Source organism: Parazoarcus communis (genome assembly GCF_003111665.1).
GTDB classification, from domain to species: Bacteria; Pseudomonadota; Gammaproteobacteria; order Burkholderiales; family Rhodocyclaceae; genus Parazoarcus; species Parazoarcus communis_B.
Window position 1 is genome coordinate 757,273 of sequence record NZ_CP022188.1, and the last position, 21,878, is coordinate 779,150.

Annotated in this window: 13 protein-coding genes; 6 read left to right on the plus strand and 7 right to left on the minus strand. The window is 59.9% G+C overall.

From position 1 onward, the window contains the following. Positions 1-212: 212 nt before the first annotated feature. Positions 213-1,010, plus strand: coding sequence for a hypothetical protein (locus CEW87_RS03525; RefSeq protein ID WP_199917110.1), 798 nt, complete (start codon positions 213-215; stop codon positions 1,008-1,010). A gap of 437 nt (positions 1,011-1,447) precedes the next feature. After that, positions 1,448-3,718 carry an AAA family ATPase gene (locus CEW87_RS03530; RefSeq protein ID WP_108971471.1) on the plus strand — a complete coding sequence of 757 codons (2,271 nt, stop codon included), beginning with the start codon at positions 1,448-1,450 and terminating at the stop codon, positions 3,716-3,718. A 184-nt stretch (positions 3,719-3,902) separates the two neighbouring features. On the opposite strand, the gene CEW87_RS22295 is transcribed toward CEW87_RS03530, so the two are convergent. Next, positions 3,903-5,243 carry an MBL fold metallo-hydrolase gene (locus CEW87_RS22295; RefSeq protein WP_159098072.1) on the minus strand — a complete coding sequence of 447 codons (1,341 nt, stop codon included), beginning with the start codon at positions 5,241-5,243 and terminating at the stop codon, positions 3,903-3,905. Between the two features lie 279 nt (positions 5,244-5,522). Here CEW87_RS22295 and CEW87_RS03540 point away from each other — a divergent pair, with 279 nt between their 5' ends. Beyond that, positions 5,523-6,959 (plus strand): IS1182 family transposase, encoded by a 1,437-nt coding sequence (locus tag CEW87_RS03540; protein WP_108971473.1) that lies wholly within the window; start codon positions 5,523-5,525, stop codon positions 6,957-6,959. 104 nt (positions 6,960-7,063) lie between these two features. Beyond that, on the plus strand, positions 7,064-8,155 hold the full coding sequence (locus CEW87_RS03545; protein ID WP_108971474.1) for an IS5 family transposase: 1,092 nt from the start codon (positions 7,064-7,066) through the stop codon (positions 8,153-8,155). A 256-nt stretch (positions 8,156-8,411) separates the two neighbouring features. Here the strand turns inward: CEW87_RS03545 and CEW87_RS22300 are convergent, their stop codons facing one another. Genes CEW87_RS22300 through glmU form a run of 3 tightly spaced genes read right to left on the minus strand, consistent with a single transcriptional unit; the run spans position 8,412 to position 11,958 of the window. After that, positions 8,412-8,702 (minus strand): hypothetical protein, encoded by a 291-nt coding sequence (locus CEW87_RS22300; protein WP_159098073.1) that lies wholly within the window; start codon positions 8,700-8,702, stop codon positions 8,412-8,414. Positions 8,703-8,724: 22 nt separating this feature from the next. Further along, on the minus strand, positions 8,725-10,551 hold the full coding sequence (glmS, locus tag CEW87_RS03550) for a glutamine--fructose-6-phosphate transaminase (isomerizing) (RefSeq protein ID WP_108971475.1): 1,827 nt from the start codon (positions 10,549-10,551) through the stop codon (positions 8,725-8,727). A gap of 48 nt (positions 10,552-10,599) precedes the next feature. Next, positions 10,600-11,958 carry a bifunctional UDP-N-acetylglucosamine diphosphorylase/glucosamine-1-phosphate N-acetyltransferase GlmU gene (gene glmU, locus CEW87_RS03555; RefSeq protein ID WP_108971476.1) on the minus strand — a complete coding sequence of 453 codons (1,359 nt, stop codon included), beginning with the start codon at positions 11,956-11,958 and terminating at the stop codon, positions 10,600-10,602. 189 nt (positions 11,959-12,147) lie between these two features. Here glmU and CEW87_RS03560 point away from each other — a divergent pair, with 189 nt between their 5' ends. Together CEW87_RS03560 and CEW87_RS03565 are read left to right on the plus strand one after the other, a co-directional pair. Next, on the plus strand, positions 12,148-13,557 hold the full coding sequence (locus CEW87_RS03560; protein WP_108971477.1) for a bifunctional enoyl-CoA hydratase/phosphate acetyltransferase: 1,410 nt from the start codon (positions 12,148-12,150) through the stop codon (positions 13,555-13,557). Next, positions 13,554-14,741 carry an acetate/propionate family kinase gene (locus CEW87_RS03565; RefSeq protein WP_108971478.1) on the plus strand — a complete coding sequence of 396 codons (1,188 nt, stop codon included), beginning with the start codon at positions 13,554-13,556 and terminating at the stop codon, positions 14,739-14,741. Before CEW87_RS03560 ends, CEW87_RS03565 begins: the two co-directional genes overlap by 4 nt. A 22-nt stretch (positions 14,742-14,763) precedes the next feature. On the opposite strand, the gene CEW87_RS03570 is transcribed toward CEW87_RS03565, so the two are convergent. The 3 genes from CEW87_RS03570 to CEW87_RS03580 form a co-directional block, all read right to left on the minus strand. Then, the gene (locus tag CEW87_RS03570) at positions 14,764-15,519 is read right to left on the minus strand and encodes a sulfite exporter TauE/SafE family protein (protein ID WP_108971479.1); all 756 of its coding nucleotides are present in this window, start codon (positions 15,517-15,519) and stop codon (positions 14,764-14,766) included. Between the two features lie 122 nt (positions 15,520-15,641). Then, complete coding sequence (locus CEW87_RS03575; protein WP_108971480.1) at positions 15,642-17,108, minus strand: glutamate synthase subunit beta; 1,467 nt, start codon at positions 17,106-17,108, stop codon at positions 15,642-15,644. A gap of 2 nt (positions 17,109-17,110) precedes the next feature. After that, a complete protein-coding gene (locus CEW87_RS03580) occupies positions 17,111-21,784 on the minus strand; it encodes a glutamate synthase-related protein (protein ID WP_108971481.1) in 4,674 nt (1,557 codons plus the stop codon). Positions 21,785-21,878: the final 94 nt, after the last annotated feature.

The window sequence follows — 21,878 nt, forward strand, 5'->3', positions numbered from 1 at the left end:
AATGAAGCTGCCAGCCGACGGCTTCCGTTAGCAACTGTTGGAAATCGAGCCTGGAGATACGGCAAGGCCGTCGCGGTGGCGTCCAGCAGGCCGCTCGAGAGGGTGTCGCCCGAAAAGCCGGGCGCAGCCTCTCATGTCAAACGTCAGAGCCCTTGGGAGGCGTGATGCAAGAGAACGAAGCTGTCAGTAACGCCTTGGGCAGGAACCGACCGATGTGGCTGCGCGCCCTGATCTGGCTCGGCATCGCCTTTCTCTTGCTCAACACGCTTGTTGTGGCGCTCTTCTTCGTATCGCCGAGCCTCAACATGGGCATGCTGCTTCGGATCGCGCTGGTCGGCGCGGTGGTGAGCATACCGCTGTGGAAGTGGCACGGCCTGAACGTGTTGCGCACATGGCGCAATCCGCCAACATCCAGCTTCACACGCCACGACGATCCGGCAACGGGCGGCTATCTTTTCGATGTGCAGCCCGCACGCGCAGCGCGCATGCCTGCGCTGCCGCTGTTCGCCATTGGAGTCTTCCTGCTGCTCAACGCACTCTTGGTAGGCACAAGATCATCCGGCGGATTTGCGGGGCTTTTCATCGTCGCGCTCGTGTTCATCGGTGTGGGTTGCACCTTCGTGCTGCCTGGGGCACGCGACAGAAAACCCGCAAGGATCTCGGTCTCCCCACAGGGGGTTCAGAGCGGTGACGTCAGCATCGAAATGAAAGCCGTGACGGACGTGTACGTCGCACATGAAGGACTGGTCGTGGATCCCGACCCTCTCATGCCAGGACCCAACGGCGTACCGATTGCCTCAATGGCCGGGCGCCATATGGGCCGACGTCAATCAAAACGCGGCTATACGGTAATGATCCGCGAAGACGGCATGAGCGCAGCCAGCATTCTTGCAGGCGGACTGACCGAGGACTGTGCAACAGCCTTGGTCACCGACATCAAAAAGGCCTTGCATGATCAATCTCAGCCTAAGGAAGCGGAATCAAAGGGCTCAAAGTCGATTGATCCATGAAGAGTCCGGCAATTTCCGCTTCAGACTGGACCTTCTCGTTCAACAATCAGAAAACCGGACTGTTCCTTGCCAATCAAGTCGAAAACGTGGCAATAGAGTTGAAAACGCCCCGGCATCTCGTCGGGGCGTTTTCGTTTGCCTGAATTTACAGGTGTCTGCCCCCCGGTCTGCGCATGGATCGCTTTTCGGGGGGCTTCGGCTGTGGGGGACATCGGTGACTGGCTGGTGATCGGCCAAAGCGGTCGCTGGCCTAGCGCGCTGAATCGGGCTGCAATCCGCCGGTTTCCTGCCGCTACGCATTGGAAGCTAGAGAGCGGCACTTTCTATAATGGCCAGAACTTCAATCACAGGGCTTGTCATTCCTGTACGGGTAGATTTATTCTCAATGTCCTCGGCATCTTTCGATGTCAAATACCAGACCTATACGGGACAGCGGGATGATCGAGACCATTTCCCTATCGAAGACGGCGACCTACGGTGATCAACCCGAAATTCTGGGGCCGCTCAGACGCGTAAATTTCATCTTTGGCACTAACGGCACAGGCAAGACCACGATCAGCAGGGTGATTGCCGACGACACAGGCTATGCCGCTTGCGGAGTTGCCTGGAAGAACGGTCAGCCTCTACAGGCTTTGGTCTATAACCGGGATTTTGTTGAGCATAATTTCAGCCGGTCAGCGGAGCTCAAAGGGGTATTCACCCTCGGCGAAAAGCAGGTCAAGGCCCAAGAAGAGATGAAGGAGAAGAAGCGGGAAGCTGACCGCTACAAAGACAAGATCGCTGCCGACAAAATGGTTCTTGAAGGAGATGATGGAAAGTCCGGAAAACGAGGCGATTTGGCGGCGCTTGAAGACAGATTTCTCGATCAGTGCTGGGAAGCCTACGGCAAGCATAAGGAAAAGCTTTCCCACGCGTTTGATGGGGTCCGAAACAGCAAGAAAGAGTTTAAGGCTAGGGCGCTACGTGAAGCTGCCTCCAACACATCCCAAACCGTGCCGTTAGATGAGCTGCATAAACGGGCTGAAACGATTTTCGGGCAGGCCCTCAGCGAGGCGAGTGTTGTTTCTGATGTCAGCTTATCCATTTTGCTTGGCTACGAAAGCGATCCGATCATTAAAAAGCGAGTGATCGGCAAGGAAGATGTCGATATCGCCGAGATGATCAAGAAACTGGGTAATAGCGATTGGGTGAGGGAGGGCAGAACCTTCTACGACGTAAATGATCGGGTGTGCCCGTTTTGTCAGCAGGCGACTGACGAGGCGTTTGAAAAGAGCCTCAACGAGTATTTCAACGAGTCGTTCGAGCGGGACAGCAAGGCGATAGGGGCGTTGCTCGACAACTACAAAACAGAAGCAACCCGCGTTCTGCAGGAGTTGGGGCAGATTTCGGCTTCGCCCTCCAAGTTCCTGGACGTTGCCAAGTTCCAGAGCGAACGAGATTTTCTGGAAGCGAAGCTAAGTCTGAATACCCAGCAACTAGTCAGAAAGAGCAAAGAGCCCAGCCAGATTTTTGAGCTTGAATCCGTTGGCAACATCGCCGCCTCGATTGCGGGACTGATAGCGGAGGCCAACAAAAAGGTGGCCGACCACAACGCCTTGGTGAAGAACATCGGAAAGGAAAAGGCAAAACTCGTTTCCGATGTCTGGAAGTACATGATTAATAGGGATTTGAGCGCGGCATATGCCCATTACAAGGACACGAAGGGTGGGCTGGAAGGGGCCATAAAGTCGCTTGAAGAAAGGGTTCAAAATTTCGGCCAAGAGGTTCGCGCACGCGAAGTGGCCATTCGGGAGCTGGAAAAACAAACCACAAGCGTGAAGCCGACGATTGACGCGATCAATTCCCTGCTTGCTTCATTCGGGTTTCATGGCTTCTCGCTTGCGATAGCGGATAACGGAACCTCATACCAGCTTGTTAGGGAAGACAAGTCGGATGCAAAGGAGACGCTGAGCGAGGGGGAAAAGACCTTCGTGACCTTCCTGTATTTTTACCATCTGCTCAAAGGCAGTGACACGGAAAGCGGGATCACCACGGATCGGGTTGTGGTGTTCGATGATCCAGTATCAAGTCTGGATAGCGAGATTCTGTTCATCGTCGGAAGCCTCATTAAAAATGTCTTCGATGAAGCGCGCAGCGGAACGAGCCTGATTAAGCAAGTCTTCGTTTTGACGCACAACGTGTATTTCCATAAGGAAGTCTCGTTCAACAACTCCCGAACGGACAAGGCTCTCAAAGACGAAACATTTTGGGTTGTGCGCAAGCCGGCTAAGCAATCGAAACTGGAGAAGCACGATGGGAATCCGATCCAGACTTCTTATGAGCTGCTTTGGTCAGAGGTCAAAAACCCGAATCCTTCGCTGCTGACCATTCAGAACATCATGCGCAGAATCCTTGAAAACTACTTCAAGTTTTTTGGTGGGATTGAGCCGAGAGACATATGCGCAAGACTGCCGGGCAAGGAGCAATCGATCTGCAACAGCCTTCTGTCATGGGTGAATGACGGTTCGCACTATGCCCAAGACGATATCTACGTGAGCATGGATCATGGAGCGGTCCAGACCTATTTGAAGGTCTTCCACCTGATCTTTAAGTTGTCTGAGCACGAGGCTCACTACAAGATGATGATGGGGAATGATTACGTGGAACTTGAGGATTTCGCTCATGTTGGAACTGGGGCCACTGCGGCGGAAGAAGCGTCGGCAGCATAAGGCCGGCCTGTTTCAATTTTTTTGACTTGCCGTAGGCGACGTAGGTTAGTAAACCACACTATGAGGAAGACGAAGACTGCTACTAGCCTTTTGCCCTCTCAGAGCCCCGCCGCGCCGATTCCTCGCCCCACTTCGTCTGATCGTTTGGGAAGTGATCAATGGCGGCTATCTGGCGAGGTTGATCCTAAAAACTCGCTGCAACTGTTACGACAAATTCGCTTGCAGCATCCTCAGACACTTGCCACATGCCGATGCCGAGTCCTTTAATCTTTGAAACAAGCACGGGGTGTGGATGGTGGCTACGGCCCGTTGCAGCACAGGAAATAGTCATCGCATGCGAGGCCTCTTCGAGTACCTCACTGTGAACGCTTGAGTTGCTTCCATGGTGAGGCAGGAGAAAAGTTCCGGTCTCCTTTAATAACTGGCTATAGCGCCGTAGCCACGCCGAGCGGGTGTTGCGACTCTTGAGATCCGCGTCGCCAGTACTGATCCAACCTGCTCGTTCTGGATAGAAAAGTGGTTCCGATACGAGTGCAGAGGGGATATAGTGCCACCTCACGTGCAGAGGCCAGTGCGCGTGGTAGTACCCTGACCCCAACGTCTGTATTTCCCACACATCGCCCCGACCGGGGAAGGGGCCGCTGTAGAGCGATAAGGAAGGCTTGTTATTGTTCGAGGAAAGGAGGGCGTAGCACCTCTTGAGATTTTCGCGCTTTGCCACATCAGTTAGCGCGGCGAACAACCGTCTCGCGAATGCAGGAGTGGCAATCGCTTCGGTATCCGGCACACTCAACGTCGTTCGGACCGCCTTCAGAAACGCTTTTACTCGGTCCTCGGGAAACGGATGAACATACGGCACAAAGAGCCAAGTCAACTGTGAAGCAGAGCCTATAGAGAGATCTACCTCGAACGCACTTGAGGATGGCAGCACGCTTGCCGATATCTTTGTCGTGGGAAGATGCACCGGACTACTTGCGGAAGAGTGAACTAAACACTTGAGGCGGCGAGGCTCTTGCCGCTGATTGGGGGCAAGAGGCTCACCCACCTGGAGTGGACTCGGCGAATCTGGGCCGAAGGGAGGAGCAGAGTCATCTCCCGGCGTATCCCGACTCAGGAATAGCACACGTTTGACGCCTCTATCGGCGAACCAGGTAGCCGGGTTGCGCAAGAAGTTTTTCAGACCGCCGGGAATGCCGCCGCGATTGAGTTCCTCGCACACTATTGCCGTCATGTTGAGCGGATCTAGGCAAGGTAGAACGACCGTGTCGACATCAACTTTACTAAGCAAGAGATCTATTCCATTCACATGATCAGCGTCGAGATGAGAGATGAACAGTATGTCTACCGCTCTGTCTTCCAGCGCATCGATGCCTTGCCGAAGGTGTTCTCTATTCACCGATCCACAGTCAAACGCTATCTTGAAGGCGTAGGGTGGTCTTGGGGCATCGCGTACAACGATCTCCGAAGTCATAAGGCCGCCTTGACCCACGGCCATTTGACGAGTCGTCACCCGTGCTTCTAGCATTAAGTGTTCCTCTATCGATTGAATTCGGCTTAATCATAAGCTACGACAGTGGTCTGCGAGGAGCCGGTTTGTGCCCTTATGCAAAGCTATTTTCATATGGGCACGGAGTACGCATTCGCCAGAAAGGAAAGCTGCCGTTCGCGACCTCTCAAGGCTGAACGGCAGGTAAGCGGCGGATTACTGCCCGATTGAGCGCATCAAACCAACGGCCGTTAGGGGTCCAGACTGTGTCAAAACCCCCTTTATGATATGATGTATGAATAGATAAAGGGGGCTGACATGAAGCGTTTCGTTCAAAGCGAAAACCGAAATCAAGCCGTGTTGCTCCCTGAACATCTGGATGACTACGTCACAGAAGACAACCCGGTGCGCGTCGTTGATGCTTTCGTTGAGCAGCTCGATTTGCGCAAGCTCGGATTCGAGGCCGTTGATCGCGCATCGAATGGTCGTCCTGCCTACCATCCGGCAGTCCTTCTCAAGATCTATATCTACGGCTACCTCAATCGGATCCAGTCCAGCCGACGGTTAGAACGCGAGGCAGGCCGTAACCTTGAATTGATCTGGCTGACCAGCCGACTGGCGCCGGACTTCAAGACCATCGCGAACTTTCGCAAGGAGAACGGCCCGGCGATCCGCAACGTCTGCCGTCAGTTCATCACGATTTGCCGAAAGCTCGAGCTGTTTTCGGAAGCCATGGTGGCAATCGACGGCAGCAAGTTCAAGGCGGTCAACAACCGGGACCGAAACTTCACCGCTAACAAAATTGAGCGGCGTCGCGAACAGATCGAGGCAAGCATCGAGCGCTACTTGGCCGCGATCGAAACGGCCGACCGCCAGGAACCGGACATTGCCGAGGCGAAGACGACTCGCCTGCGGGATAAAATCGCCGTGCTCAAAGAGCAGATGGCGAAGCTCGGGGAAATCGAGACCCGCTTGAAGGAAACACCGGACAAGCAGATATCACTGACTGATCCCGACGCCCGGTCCATGGCAACCAGTGGCCGCGGTACCGGCACGGTAGGCTGCAACGTCCAGACTGCCGTCGACACCAAGCACCACCTGATCGTCGCGCACGAGGTAACCAATGTAGGCCACGACCGCACCCAACTTGCCAACATGGCGATCCAGGCCAAGAAGGCGATGAGGGTGTCAGAGTTGAGCGTCGTTGCGGATCGTGGTTACTTCCGGGGCGAGGAGATTCTTGCCTGTGAGAAGGCCGACATTACCGCGTTCGTTCCCAAGCCAATGACTTCCAACTCAAAGGCCGAGGGTCGATTCGGCAAAGACGACTTCATCTACGATCGCGATACGGATGAGTATCGCTGTCCTGCCGGAGAGCGCCTGATTTGGCGTTACCAGACTACCGAGAGTGAACTAACCGTCCATCGCTACTGGAGTTCCCACTGCAAGCAGTGCGCTTTGAAATCTCAGTGCACGACCGGCAGCGAGCGGCGGGTCACACGCTGGCAGCATGAAGAAGTTCTCGAGTCGATGCAGAGGCGACTGGATCGGACGCCAGACGCGATGGCTATACGTCGAAAAACGGTCGAGCACCCATTTGGTACGCTCAAAGCCTGGATGGGCGCTACGCACTTTCTCACCCGAACGCTGGATCGAGTGCGTACCGAGATGAGCTTGCATGTGCTCGCATATAACCTGAAGCGAGTGATGAAAATCCTCGGAAATGAAGCAGTAATGAAAGCAATTCGGGCCTGATGCAGGCTCTATTTCTTTCTTTTAACAGGGTGATGCAAAAGTCAGTGAACGATCCATCAAGCTGCTTGTCATAGAACCATCTCCAAACTCCTTGTACTGCAACGATGCGCGGCCAACTCGACCCCCAGTCCTCGATGTTCCATTATTTCTCGCCGGAATCGCGTGTGCCTGCCGATCATCCGCTGCGACGGGTGAAGCGTTTGGCGGATCGAGCCCTTGGTTTGATTTGCGCAGAATTGGATGCGCTTTACTCGTCGGTCGGCCGTCCGTCGATTCCGCCAGAGCGTCTGCTCAAGGCGCAATTGCTGATCGCGCTGTATTCGGTTCGCTCCGACCGGCAGTTCTGCGAACAACTCGACTACAACATCCTGTTCCGCTGGTTCCTCGACATGGATCTCGAGAGTCCGACGCTGGACCAATCGAATTTCAGCCGTCTGCGTGAGCGCCTGGTCGCCACTGACGTAGCCCGACGCTTCTTCGACGAGGTCGTCAATCTGGCCCGGAAGCAGAATCTGCTGTCCTCGGACCATTTCACGGTAGACGGCACGCTGATCGACGCCTGGGCCTCGTTCAAGAGCTTCAAACGCAAGGACGGGACCCCGCCCAATGACGGTGATGATGGCACGGGGATGGTCGACTTCAAGGGCGAGAAGCGCTCGAACGCCACGCATCAAAGCACAACGGACCCCGAGTCCCGCCTCATGAGAAAGGGCAACGGCCAGCCGGCCAAACTCAGCTACGGCGGACATGTGCTCATGGAAAATCGCAACGGGTTGTGCGTCGATATCCTCATCACCGAATCGATTCAGGCCGAGCACCGTGCGGCCCGGCAGTTGCTCACGCGAGCGCGACGCAGGCACATTCACCCCGAGACACTGGGTGCGGACAAGGGCTATCACGTGAAGGCGTTCGTCGAGCATCTGCGCGAGCATCAGATCCGTCCGCACATTGCACGCATCAAGGGTCGGAAGACACCTGGACTGGATGGGCGAACCACCCGGACCGAGGGCTACCGGGTCAGCCAGCGAAAGCGAAAGCGCGTTGAGGAAATATTCGGCTGGTTGAAAACGGTCGGCGGGTTGAGAAAAACCCGCTTCATCGGCCAGGCGAAGACCCAGATGGCGGCCTTTATTTCCGGCGCTGCATACAACCTGCTCCGAATCGCGAAATTGAGCGTTACGGAGGTAAAGGCATGAGTGCAGGCGCACAAAATAGCCTTCGCGGCCGCCGTTGCGGCCACGAAGGCTATTCGAAAGTGGCGAGAAAGCTATTTCGGAAAACGATGTCACGATGAAATTCGACCTGAACCTCAATGCTGACGCGGAATCGCCGGTTTTTGCATCATCCTGTTAAATGCAGTGACGCTGATTTCTGAATCAATTTGGATAACTGTGCTTCACATGGCCGCTGCGGTGAACGCAGCAGAACGGAGTTTTTACACAGCCTGGGTCGTCAGTCCCCGCTCACAGAATGGAGAAGCTGTCGTTCGTCGTCACCTCGCAGGTGAGCGACAGGTAACCGGCGCATTGCCGCCTGATTGCGCGCACCGGACCAACGGCGGGTCAGGCCGATCACCAGCCAGTCACCGATGTCGCCCAAAGCCGAAGGACGCCCCCGAACGGCGATCCATGCGCAGATCGGGGGCAGGTAACTGTAAATCCAGGTAAACGAAAACGCCCCGACGAGATGCCGGGGCGCTTTCAACTTTATTGCCACGTTTTCGACTTTATTGGCAAGGAACAAGCTCGCGCCGATCGCGGCCAGATCACTCCACCGTGACGCTCTTCGCCAGGTTCCGTGGCTTATCTACGTCCGTGCCCTTCACCAGCGCAGCGTGATAGGACAGCAACTGCAGTGCGATCACGTGCAGCACCGGCGACAGCATGCCGTAGTGCTCCGGCATGTGCAGGATGTGCACGCCTTCGGACTCGGGGATCTCGCTGCCGGCATCGGCGAACACATAGAGTTCTCCGCCTCGGGCGCGGACTTCCTGCAGGTTGGACTTGAGCTTTTCGAGCAGTTCGTCGGCCGGGGCAACTGCGATGACCGGCATGTCCTTGTCCACCAGCGCGAGCGGGCCGTGCTTGAGTTCGCCGGCGGCATAGGCTTCGGCGTGGATGTAGGAGATTTCCTTGAGCTTGAGCGCACCTTCCATCGCAATCGGCCAATGGCGGCCGCGACCGAGGAAGAGTGCGTGCTCCTTGCTGGCGAAGCGCTGCGCCCAGGCTTCGATCTGCGGTTCAAGCTCAAGCACTTTCTGGATGGCGACCGGCAGGTGACGCAAGGCGCTGAGGTAGTCGGCCTCGTCGGTCTCGGAGAGACGACCATTGATCTTGGCCAGCGACAGGGTGAGCAGGGCCAGCGCGGCAAGCTGGGTGGTGAAGGCCTTGGTCGACGCAACACCGATTTCAGGGCCTGCGCGGGTGATGAAGCGCAGGGCGGCTTCGCGCACGATGGCCGATTCGGGCACGTTGCACACCGCGAGGGTGCGGGTCATGCCCAGCGCACTGGCATGCTTGAGCGCAGCCAGGGTATCGGCGGTTTCGCCTGACTGGGAAATTACCACCACCAGGGTATCGGTTTCGGGCACTGACTTGCGGTAGCGGTATTCGCTGGCGATCTCGACCGTGCACGGGATGCCTGCGACCGACTCCAGCCAGTAGCGCGCGACCAGACCGGCGTGGTAGCTGGTACCGCAGGCGAGTACGAGTACGCGACGCACACCGTCGAAAACCTCAGGGGCGCGCGCGCCGAAATGCAGCGGCGAGATCGAGCCGCCACCGGCAATCATCTCCAGCGTATTGCCCAGTGCCTGCGGCTGCTCGAAGATTTCCTTCTGCATGTAATGGCGGAACTGACCCAGCTCGACCGCATCGGCCGACAGACTGGAGATATGTACCTCGCGCTCGACCGGTGAGCCGTCGGGCAGCATGACGCGGTAGCTGTCGCGACGCAGTTCGGCCAGATCGCCGTCTTCGAGATACACCACCTTGCGCGTGACCTGCAGCAGCGCAGCGGTATCGGATGCGGCATACATGCCGTCCTCGCCAATACCGAGCAGCAGTGGCGAACCACGGCGCGCGACGATGGCGCGGAAGGGGTCGGCCTCGGACAGCACGCCGATGGCGTAGGCTCCGATCAGTTCGTTGGTTGCCAGACGCACCGCATCGAAGAGATCGGGCGTAGTCGCGAGCTTGCTGTGAATGAGGTGGGCGATGGCTTCGGTGTCGGTCTCGGACTCGAACACATAGCCACGCGCCTGCAGGCTGAGCTTGATCGACTCGAAGTTCTCGATGATGCCGTTATGCACCACTGCCAGCCCCGCCGAGATGTGCGGATGGGCGTTGCGCTCTGAGGGCACGCCGTGGGTTGCCCAGCGTGTGTGGGCAATGCCGATGTTGGCCGACAGTCCGGCCTGATCCGCGAGCGCCGCAAGCTCTGCAACGCGACCAGCCGAGCGCAGGCGGGTCAGCTCGCCGGACAACACCGCCAGCCCGGCGGAATCATAGCCACGATATTCGAGCTTGCGCAGGCCCTCGAGGAGCACGGGCACGACGTTGTTGGTGGCGATTGCTGTGACGATACCGCACATGACGCTGATCCTTTGATCCGGACGCTGCAGACCGGCTGCAGACGAGGGTTACTTGGTTTTGACCGGTTTCTTCCAGCTGCTGATGCTGAGCTGTTTGGTACGCGAAACGGTGAGCTGCTCGGGCGGCGCATCCTTGGTGAGGGTGGTGCCCGCACCCAGCGTGGCACCACGCCCGACTCTGACCGGTGCCACAAGCTGGGTGTCCGAGCCGATGAAAACGTCATCCTCGATGACGGTGCGGTGCTTGAACGCACCATCGTAATTGCAGGTAATGGTGCCGGCGCCGATATTCACGCGCTGACCGACATCCGCATCACCCACGTAGGCCAGATGATTGGCCTTGGAGTGATCGGCGACCACGCTGTTCTTGATCTCGACGAAGTTGCCGACGTGCACATCCTGACCAAGCACCGTGCCCGGACGGGTGCGCGCATAGGGGCCGATGACGCAGGCTTCGCCCATGGTGGTGCTGTCGAGATGCGAAAACGGTGCGACGCGGGTGCCTGCACCGATACGGCTGTCGCGCACCACGCAGTTGGCACCGATGACCACGCCATCGCCGAGTTCGACACGCCCTTCGAACACGCAGTTGATATCGATCTCGACGTCGCGCCCGCAGATCAGTTCGCCACGCACATCGATGCGGGCGGGATCGATCAGGGTCACGCCCTCGTCGAGCAGACGCCCTGCAATCGCAGCCTGATGCAGGCGCTCGAGCTGCGCGAGCTGGGACTTGCTGTTGACGCCAAGGGTCTCGGACACGGCGTCAGGTTGCACCGTGACCACTTCGACATCCTCGGCCACGGCCATGCCGATGATGTCGGTCAGGTAATACTCGCCCTGGGCATTGTCGTTGCCGATACGCCCCAGCCAGTCACGCAGGCGGGCAACCGGAGCGACGAGAATGCCGGTGTTGACTTCCCGCACCTGACGTTCGGCATCAGAGGCGTCCTTCTCTTCGACGATGCGCTGCACTCGACCCGCGCCATCGCGCAGGATGCGGCCGTATCCGGTGGGCTGTTCGAGTTCGACGGTAAGCAGCGCGAGTCGGCTCTTTCCCGCCGCCTGCGCCAAACGACGGAGCGTCGGCACGCCGATCAGCGGCACATCGCCATACAGCACGAGCGCAAGCGAGCCGTCCGTCAGATGCGGCAAGGCCTGTTGCACTGCATGCCCGGTGCCCAGTTGCGGGGACTGCAGCGCCCAGGACAGATCCGGGGCATCGAGGCGCTCGCGGACGACTTCGCCACCGTGTCCGTACACCACGCAAATCCGTTTCGCATCAAGTTCACGGGCTGCACCCAGCACATGGGCCAGCATCGGCTTGCCTGCAATCGGCTGCAGCACCTTGGGCAGAACCGAACGCATGCGCTTGCCCTGACCCGCAGCGAGAATCACGACTTCCATGGAGCATCCCGTGAGATTTATCGACGCGGATTTTAGCATGTGGCATGCCCCCGCCCTGTGACGCGTGCCCTGTTGTCGAAGTGATACGAAGTTCGTGCTGCAGTGCACTAAAACCCATCGGATTCCAACCTCCGTAATAATACTGAAAGTAGAATGGGCTTGTTGCAATGCACGCAAAAAGGGTCAGATATGGAACACGCAGCTCAATCGCTCATCCAGAACCGCATCTTCGACGAGATACAGGTCGGTGACTTTGCACAGCTGGTACGGACGCTCCGCCCGGAGGACATCCACCTGTTCGCCGCCATGTCGGGCGACGTCAATCCGACGCACGTTGACCCGGAGTTCGCGCGCTCAAGTCAGTTCCGCGAGGTCGTGGGCCACAGCATGTGGGGCAGCACACTGATCTCCACCGTGCTCGGCACCGAATTCCCCGGCCCCGGCACCGTGTATGTGTCGCAGGGGCTCAACTTCTGGCGCCCCATCACCATTGGTGACACGCTCACCATTTCGGTGACCTGCCGTGAGAAGTTCGAACACAATCATCACATCATCTTCGACTGCCTCGCCGTTAATCAGGACGGACTCAAGGTCATCGACGGCGCAGCCGAAGTCGCCGCACCAACAGAGAAGATCTCGCGCGCGCGGGTCGTACTGCCCGAAGTCACGATTTCCGATCGCGAGCTGCGTTACCGTCACCTGTTGTCGGTTACTGCGGGGATGTCGCCGATTCCGATCGCGGTTGCGCATCCGTGCGACGCAGAATCGCTGCGCGGCCCCATTCAGGCCGCACAGGCAGGCCTGGTCGACCCCATTCTGATTGGCCCAGAGGCGAAGATCCGCGCCGTTGCCGAGGAAGAAGGGCTGGACCTCAAGGGTTTCCGTATCGTTGACGTACCGCACAGCCATGCATCGGCTGAAACTGCTGTCGCCCTGTGTCGGGACGGCGGCATCGAGGCCCTGATGAAGGGCTCGCTGCACACCGACGAGCTGATGGCCGCAGTCGTATCGAGGACCAACGGCCTGCGCACCGCGCGCCGCATCAGCCATGTGTTCCTCGCGGACGTGCCGACCTATCCGCATCCGCTGATGATCACCGACGCGGCCATCAACATCGAACCGACGCTCGAGGACAAGGTTCACATCATCCAGAACGCGATCGACCTCGGCCACATGCTCGGCCTGCCCGAACCCAAGGTTGCCATCCTGGCCGCAGTGGAAACGGTTAACCCCAAGATGCGTTCGACCATCGACGCTGCCGCACTGTGCAAGATGGCGGACCGTCGCCAGATCACCGGCGGCCTGCTCGACGGCCCGCTCGCATTCGACAACGCAGTGTCGCTGGTTGCAGCCAAGACCAAGGGCATCCGCTCGGCAGTTGCCGGCAACGCAGACATCCTCGTCGTGCCCGATCTCGAATCGGGCAACATGGTAGCGAAGCAGCTTGAGTACCTGGCCGATGCGCTGATGGCCGGCGTTGTGCTCGGCGCACGCGTGCCCATCGTGCTCACCAGTCGTGCCGACACGGCAGAAACACGGGCCGCATCGTGCGCAATTGCGCAGCTGATGGCCCACCGCAAGCGCGAGGCCATGCTATGAAAGCGGTACTTGTTCTCAATGCAGGCTCGAGCAGCCTGAAGTTTGCACTGTTTGCCATCGAACCCGAGCTGGCCGAACACCCTGCCCTGTCGGGCCAGATCGACGGCATCGGCACCACGCCGCAATTCAATGCGAAAAGCGCCGCAGGCGAGCGCTTCGAGGAGGCGGTCCCGACCACCTCTTCGAGCCAGCGCGAGCAGCACCGCGACGCGCTCACCCATTTGCTCGACTGGCTGGCAGCACACAACCCCGCGCTTGAGATTGCCGCCGCAGGCCACCGCATCGTGCATGGCGGCGACCTGTTCAGTGAACCTGTGCGCCTGTACGGCCACATCATGCTCAAGCTCAAGAAGTTCGTACCGCTTGCGCCACTGCACCAGCCCCACAACCTGAATGCGGTGCAGGCGATTTCGGCCATGGCACCCGACATCCCGCAGGTTGGCTGCTTCGACACGGCTTTTCATCGCACCCAGCCGGCCGTCGCCCAGGCTTATGCGCTGCCGCGCAAGATCAGCGCCGAGGGCGTCAAGCGCTACGGTTTTCACGGTCTTTCCTACGACTACGTTGCACGCCAGCTGCCATCGGTGATCGGCGACAAGGCCTCGGGCGCCGTCGTCATTGCCCACCTGGGTAACGGCTCGTCGATGTGCGCGCTGCGCGACGGACGCAGCGTCGCGTCAACGATGGGCTTCACCGCGGTCGAGGGGCTGATGATGGGCACCCGTACCGGCAGCCTCGACCCCGGCGTGCTGCTCTACCTGATGGATCAGAAAGGGATGAGCTCCAAGGAGCTGACCAATCTTCTGTACAAGGAATCGGGGCTGCTCGGCGTATCCGGCATCAGTCAGGACATGCGCACCCTGCTCGCGTCCACCGCGCCGGAAGCGAGTGAAGCTGTGGATCTTTACTGCTACCGGATCGCGCGTGAGCTTGGTTCGCTCGCGGCCGCTGCTGGCGGACTAGATGCGCTGGTCTTCACCGGCGGCATTGGTGAACACGCAGCCCAGGTGCGTGAAAAGGTGGCAAAGCTGTCGGGCTGGATCGGCGTCGACATCGACCCCGAGGCCAACACCGCACATGCGAGCCGGATCGACAGCCCGTCGAGCAAGGTGGCCGTCGCCGTGGTGCCTACCAACGAAGAAGGCATGATTGCCCGCTACACGGTCGAAGTGCTGGGCCTCTGAGCCTGCGTACGGGACGGGCGGCTCAGCCGAGCAGACCGTCCCACAACAGCTTTACCCCCGACAGCCCCAAGGCCGCGATGGCAAAAAAGTAGAACGGGCGCTCGGGGATCTTCGCCAGCAGGCGCATGCCTAGCCATACGCCCAGAGGCACAAGCGGCAGCAGCGTGGCCGACATCACCAGGGTATCCCGCGAAAACAGGTCCAGCCCGATATAGAAGGGTAGCTTGGCGAGATTGATCGCCGCGAAGAAGAACACCGAGGTTGCCACGTAAGTCTGCTTCGGCAGTCGACGGCTCAACAGATAGGCCATCAACGGTGGACCACCGGCATGCGCGAGCGTGCTGGTAAATCCTGCCCCAGCGCCGCAGAGCCAGCCGAACCAGCGTCCTGCATGCGATGTCGCCGACACCGCATGGCCTGCCCTGCGCAGCAGCCGATCAAGCGCAAACGCGATCGAGATCACGCCCAGCACCACTTTCACCACCGCATCCGACATCGCCCCGAACGCCAGCGTAGCGAGCGCAATACCGACCAGCGCAGAAGGGATCAGCAGTTTGAGGTCGCCAACATCCGCCTTGCCACGCCAGGCACGAATCCCGACCAGGTCCATCGCAATCAGGATCGGCAGCACGACCGCCACGGCGTCACGCGGCGAGATCCACATCGACATGAAGGGCACGGCCAGTCCGCCCAGCGCACCGCCGAGCCCCGACTTCGAAATGCCGGTCAGGAGAATCGCCACTGCAGTGACAATCCAGCCGCTTGCATCCATCTCCATTCCTGCCGCTCCCTCTGCCCCTGCATTGTCCGGAAAAAACGAAGGCGACCCCGCAGGGTCGCCTTCGTGATCAGTTGCTACGCCAGCCAGTGCTCGTCCGAGCCCGTCCGACGTGTTGCCGCTTAACGGGGCAGAACGCTCGCCCCCATCAGGAACTCGTCCACCGCACGCGCGCACTGACGGCCTTCACGGATCGCCCACACCACCAGCGACTGGCCACGACGGACGTCGCCCGCGGCAAACACCTTCGCAACGTTGGTCGCGTAGCAGCCCTCGCCATCGGTCGTTGCCTTGGCATTGCCGCGCCCGTCCTTATCCACACCGAAGGCTTCGAGCACACCGCCCACCGGATTGGTGAAGCCCATGGCAAGGAACACACGCTCGGCCGGGTAGACCTTTTCGGTGCCAGCAACTTCAGCCATGCGGCCATCCTTCCACTCGAGATGAACGGTGCGCACGCCGGTCAGCTTGCCGTTCTCGCCGACGAACTCCTTGGTACCGATCGCGTATTCACGCTTGGTATCGCCTTCGACGTGCGAGGAAGAGGTGCGCAGCTTGATCGGCCAGTACGGCCAGGTCAGCGCCTTGTTCTCCTGCTCGGGCGGCTGCGGCATCACTTCGAACTGGGTCACCGACTTGGCGCCGTGACGATAGCTGGTGCCGACACAGTCGGAGCCGGTGTCACCACCGCCGATCACCACCACGTTACAGCCGTCGGCGGAGATCGGATTCGGCTTGTCGCCTGCAACCTGCTTGTTCTGCGGGATCAGGAACTCGAGCGCGAAATGCACGCCGTCGAGATCACGCCCCGGAACCGGCAGATCGCGCGGCACTTCCGAACCACCCGCGAGCACCACGGCGTCGAACTCGGCCATCAGCGACTCGGCGGTGACGACTTCCTTCGCATCACAGATGATGCGGGACGGCATGTCCTTCGTACCGACCACCACGCCGGTGCGGAAGGTGACCCCTTCGGCCTCCATCTGCTCGATACGACGATCGATCAGGCCCTTCTCCATCTTGAAGTCGGGAATGCCGTAGCGCAGCAGACCACCTGCACGGTCGTTCTTTTCGAACACCGTAACGTCGTGACCCGCACGCGCCAGTTGCTGGGCATTGGCCAGACCGGCAGGGCCGGAGCCGACCACGGCAACCTTCTTGCCGGTCTTGACCGCAGCCGGTTGCGGCAGCACCCAGCCCTCATCCCAGGCCTTGTCGATGATCGCGTGCTCAATCGACTTGATGCCCACCGCTTCATTGTTGATGTTCAGCGTACAGGCCGCCTCACACGGTGCCGGGCAAATACGGCCGGTGAACTCGGGGAAGTTGTTGGTGGAGTGCAGCACTTCGATCGCCTGCTTCCAGTCACCGCGATAAACCAGATCATTCCAGTCCGGAATGATGTTGTTTACCGGGCAGCCGTTATTGCAGAATGGGATGCCGCAGTCCATGCAGCGCGCACCCTGAATTGCCGCATCCTCGTCGGAAAGACGAAGCACGAACTCCTTGTACCCTTTCAGTCGCTCCGGAACGGGCTCGTAGCCCTCCGACAGACGCTGATACTCCAGAAATCCGGTTGGCTTGCCCATTTTTACGCCGCCTCCAGTTGCTTCTGACGTTGCTCGGCCATCTCGGCGAGCGCACGACGATATTCATTCGGCATTACCTTGACGAACTTGGTCCGCCACGCCGTCCAGTTGTCGAGAATCTCTCGCGCACGCGGGCTGCTGGTAAAGCGCGCATGACGCTCGATCAGCCCCTTGAGAATGAGCTCGTCGCCCATGCTCAGGTGGTCGATCGCGACGCGGCCATGCGACTCGAGGTCGTCACCGGCCTCCGTGCCCTTGCGCGCCTCGACTTCCTCGGGCAGCGGCTCAAGCGCCACCTGCGCCATGTTGCAGCGCTGCTCGAAGCTGCCGTCCTGGTCGAGCACGTAAGCCACACCACCCGACATGCCGGCAGCGAAGTTGCGGCCGGTCTCGCCGAGCACGACGACGGTGCCGCCAGTCATGTATTCGCAACCATGGTCGCCCACACCCTCGACCACCGCAGTCGCGCCGGAGTTACGCACGGCAAAGCGTTCGCCGCCGACGCCCGCCAGATAGACCTCACCTTCGGTCGCACCGTAGAGCACGGTGTTGCCGATGATGATGTTGTCCGCCGTGGTGCCGCGGAACTCGGCTTGCGGACGCACGATGATGCGACCACCCGACAGGCCCTTGCCCACGTAGTCGTTACCCTCGCCGATCAGCTCAAGCGTGACGCCACGCGCAAGGAAGGCACCGAAGGCCTGGCCTGCAGTCCCCGTCAGACGGACGTGAATGGTGCCGTCCGGCAAACCGGCATGACCGTACTTCTGTGCAACACGGCCGGAGAGCATGGTGCCCACCGTACGGTTGACGTTGCGCACCGGCAGGTCGATGGACACGCGCTCACCCTTGTCGAGCGCAGGTGCGGCGAGAGCGATGAGCTGGTTGTCGAGCGCCTTCTCCAGACCGTGATCCTGGATCTCGGTATGCAGACGCGGCACGCTGGCAGGCACATTCGGGCGATAGAAGATGCGCGAGTAATCGAGACCGCGCGCCTTCCAGTGCTGGATGCCCTTCTTCATGTCGAGCAGGTCGGCACGGCCAATGAGGTCGTCGAACTTGCGGATGCCCAGCTGGGCCATCAGTTCGCGCACTTCCTCGGCAATGAAGAAGAAGAAGTTGACCACATGCTCGGGCTGACCGGAGAAGCGCTTGCGCAGCTCCGGGTCCTGCGTCGCCACACCCACCGGACAGGTGTTGAGGTGGCATTTGCGCATCATGATGCAGCCCTCGACGACCAGCGGCGCGGTGGCAAAGCCAAACTCGTCTGCACCCAGCAGGGCGCCGACGACGACGTCGCGACCGGTCTTGATCTGACCGTCAACCTGCAGGCGGATACGGCTGCGCAGACGGTTCAGCACGAGGGTCTGCTGGGTTTCGGCAAGACCGAGTTCCCACGGCGAACCCGCGTACTTGATCGACGACCACGGCGACGCACCGGTGCCACCGTCATGACCGGCGATCACGATGTGGTCGGCCTTGGCCTTGGCCACGCCTGCGGCAACGGTACCCACACCGATCTCGGACACCAGCTTCACCGAGATATCGGCGCGCGAGTTGGCGTTCTTGAGGTCATGGATCAGCTGCGCCAGATCTTCGATCGAGTAGATGTCATGGTGCGGCGGGGGCGAAATCAGGCCGACGCCCGGTACCGAGTGACGCAGGAAGCCGATGTACTCGGACACCTTGTGACCGGGCAGCTGACCGCCTTCGCCGGGCTTGGCGCCCTGGGCCATCTTGATCTGGATCTGGTCGGCGTTGACCAGGTACTCGGTGGTGACACCGAAGCGTCCCGATGCGACCTGCTTGATGGACGAACGCAGCGAATCGCCGGCACCCAGTTCGAGGTCGCGCTCGATCCGGCCTTCGCCGATGATCTGCGACAGCTTCGTCGTCTGCGTGATCGGCTTGAAGCGCATCGGGTCTTCGCCACCCTCGCCGGTGTTCGATTTGCCGCCAATGCGGTTCATCGCCACGGCCAGCGTGGTGTGCGCTTCGGTCGAGATTGAACCGAGCGACATCGCACCCGTTGCAAAGCGCTTTACGATCTCCTTGGCCGACTCGACTTCGTCGAGCTCAACCGGGGCACCTGCAGGCTTGATCTCGAACAGACCGCGCAGCGTCATGTGACGACGGCTCTGGTCGTTGATGATCTTGGCGTATTCCTTGTAGGTGTCGTACTTGTTCGAGCGCGTCGAGTGCTGCAGCTTGGCAATCGCGTCCGGCGTCCACATGTGTTCTTCGCCACGGATGCGGTACGCGTACTCGCCACCGGCGTCGAGCATGTTCGCCAGCACGGGGTCGGGACTGAACGCCTTCTGGTGCAGGCGGATTGCCTCTTCCATGACTTCGAACACGCTGATCCCTTCGATCTGCGTGGTGGTGCCGGTGAAGTACTTGTCCACCATCGCGCTCTGCAGGCCGACGGCTTCGAAGATCTGCGCACCGGTGTAGGACATGTAGGTCGAGATGCCCATCTTGGACATGACCTTCATCAGGCCCTTGCCCACACCCTTGACGAAGTGCTTGATGTACTTCGCACCGGTTTCCTCGTCACCCGCCAGTTGCTGGAGCGTTTCGAGGGCGATGTAGGGGTGAACCGCTTCCGCACCGTAACCTGCCAGTACTGCGAAGTGATGCGTTTCGCGCGCCGAACCGGTTTCGACCACCAGGCCCGCACGGGTACGCAGCCCCTTGGTGACCAGGTGCTGGTGAATGGCCGACAGCGCCAGCAGTGCAGGAATCGCGACCTGGTCGACCGTGACCTTGCGGTCGGAGACGATCAGGATGTTGCTGCCCTGCAGCACCGCGTTTTCTGCCTCGGCGCACAGCGAAGCCAGACGTGCCTCCACGCCTTCCTTGCCCCAGCTGACCGGATAGCAGATATCCAGTTCTGCGGAACGGAACTTGTTGTTGGTGAAGCGCGCGATGTTGCGGATCTTGGCCATGTCGCCGAAATCCAGCACCGGCTGCGTCACTTCGAGGCGGAACGGCGGGTTGATCTCGTTGATTTCGAGCAGGTTCGGCTTGGGTCCGATGAAGGACACCAGCGACATCACCAGCTGCTCGCGGATCGGGTCGATCGGCGGATTGGTGACCTGTGCGAAGAGCTGACGGAAGTAGCTGTAGAGCACCTTCTCACGGGACGACAGCACCGCCAGCGGCGAGTCGTTACCCATCGAGCCCGTGCCTTCCTCGCCCGTCTTGCCCATCGGCTCAAGAATGAACTTGATGTCTTCCTGGCTGTAGCCAAATGCCTGCTGACGATCGAGCAGACTGGCAACGCAGTCGGGTGCGGCGGCACCGGCAGGTACGTCGAGACCGTCAAGCTTGATGTTGATACGCGACAGCCAGTCGGTGTAGGGACGAACCGAGGCCAGGCTGTCCTTGAGTTCCTTGTCGTCGATGATGCGACCCTGCTCCATGTCGATCAGGAACATCTTGCCCGGCTGCAGACGCCACTTCTTGACGATCTTGCTGTCGGGGATCGGCAGCACGCCGGACTCGGACGCCATCACTACGAGGTCGTCATCGGTGACGAGATAACGCGCGGGACGCAGGCCGTTACGGTCGAGGGTCGCGCCGATCTGGCGGCCGTCGGTGAACGCGACCGCAGCCGGGCCGTCCCACGGCTCCATCATTGCAGCGTGGTATTCGTAGAAGGCACGACGCTTCTCGTCCATCTGGGTGTGCGATTCCCAGGCTTCCGGAATCATCATCATCACCGCGTGCGCCATCGAGTAGCCGCTCATCACGAGCAATTCGAGCGCGTTGTCGAAGGCGGCAGAGTCGGACTGACCGGGGTAGATCAGCGGCCAGATCTTTTCCAGATCGGCACCCAGCAGCGGCGACGACACGCCCTTCTCGCGGGCACGCATCCAGTTGTAGTTGCCGCGAACGGTGTTGATTTCGCCGTTGTGCGCGATGTAGCGGAACGGGTGCGCGAGGTTCCACTTCGGGAAGGTGTTGGTCGAGAAGCGCTGGTGCACCAGCGACAACGCCGAGGTGGCACGCGGGTCGACGAGGTCGAGGAAGTATTCGCCAACCTGGGTCGCGAGCAGCAGGCCCTTGTAGTTCACGGTGCGGGCCGACATGGAAACCATGTAGAACTCCTGACCGTGCTTGAGGTTGAGCGCGTTGATCGCGTTTGCGGCACGACGACGGGTCACGTAGAGCTTGCGCTCAAGCGCTTCGGTCACCATGACGTCGGGACCACGGCCGACGAAGACCTGGCGAATCACCGGCTCCTTGGCCTTGACCGTCGGCGACATCGGCATGTCGGCGTTGGTCGGCACATCACGCCAGCCCAGCAGAACCTGACCTTCGGCGCGCACGGCGCGCTCGATTTCTTCCTCACAGGCAAGACGCGAAGCCGCTTCCTTGGGCATGAACACCATGGCAACGCCGTACTCACCGGGCGCCGGCAGGGTGACGCCCCTGGCCGCCATGTCTTCGCGATAAAGCTGATCGGGAATCTGGATCAGGATGCCGGCACCATCGCCCTGCAGGGGGTCTGCACCAACTGCGCCCCTGTGATCCAGATTCTTCAGGATCTCAAGGCCCTGCAGAATGATATCGTGAGACTTCTTACCCTTGATGTGGGCAATGAAACCCACGCCGCAGGCATCATGTTCGTTCGCGGGATCGTACAGACCCTGCTTCTGGGGGAGATCCATCTCGTTTGTCCTCGAAACAACACGCTCGCCGGGAAATTGCCGACGAAGTTCGGGCGGCTCTCGCCGCTGCTCAAACCCGCACACGTAAACCATG

Coding starts and splice junctions, on each gene's coding strand:
- CEW87_RS03525 (WP_199917110.1), top strand. CDS start 213: ATGTGGCTGCGCGCCCTGATCTGGCTCGGCATCGCCTTTCTCTTGCTC.
- CEW87_RS03530 (WP_108971471.1), top strand. CDS start 1,448: ATGATCGAGACCATTTCCCTATCGAAGACGGCGACCTACGGTGATCAA.
- CEW87_RS22295 (WP_159098072.1), bottom strand. CDS start 5,243: ATGCTAGAAGCACGGGTGACGACTCGTCAAATGGCCGTGGGTCAAGGC.
- CEW87_RS03540 (WP_108971473.1), top strand. CDS start 5,523: ATGAAGCGTTTCGTTCAAAGCGAAAACCGAAATCAAGCCGTGTTGCTC.
- CEW87_RS03545 (WP_108971474.1), top strand. CDS start 7,064: ATGCGCGGCCAACTCGACCCCCAGTCCTCGATGTTCCATTATTTCTCG.
- glmS (WP_108971475.1), bottom strand. CDS start 10,551: ATGTGCGGTATCGTCACAGCAATCGCCACCAACAACGTCGTGCCCGTG.
- glmU (WP_108971476.1), bottom strand. CDS start 11,958: ATGGAAGTCGTGATTCTCGCTGCGGGTCAGGGCAAGCGCATGCGTTCG.
- CEW87_RS03560 (WP_108971477.1), top strand. CDS start 12,148: ATGGAACACGCAGCTCAATCGCTCATCCAGAACCGCATCTTCGACGAG.
- CEW87_RS03565 (WP_108971478.1), top strand. CDS start 13,554: ATGAAAGCGGTACTTGTTCTCAATGCAGGCTCGAGCAGCCTGAAGTTT.
- CEW87_RS03570 (WP_108971479.1), bottom strand. CDS start 15,519: ATGGAGATGGATGCAAGCGGCTGGATTGTCACTGCAGTGGCGATTCTC.
- CEW87_RS03575 (WP_108971480.1), bottom strand. CDS start 17,108: ATGGGCAAGCCAACCGGATTTCTGGAGTATCAGCGTCTGTCGGAGGGC.
- CEW87_RS03580 (WP_108971481.1), bottom strand. CDS start 21,784: ATGGATCTCCCCCAGAAGCAGGGTCTGTACGATCCCGCGAACGAACAT.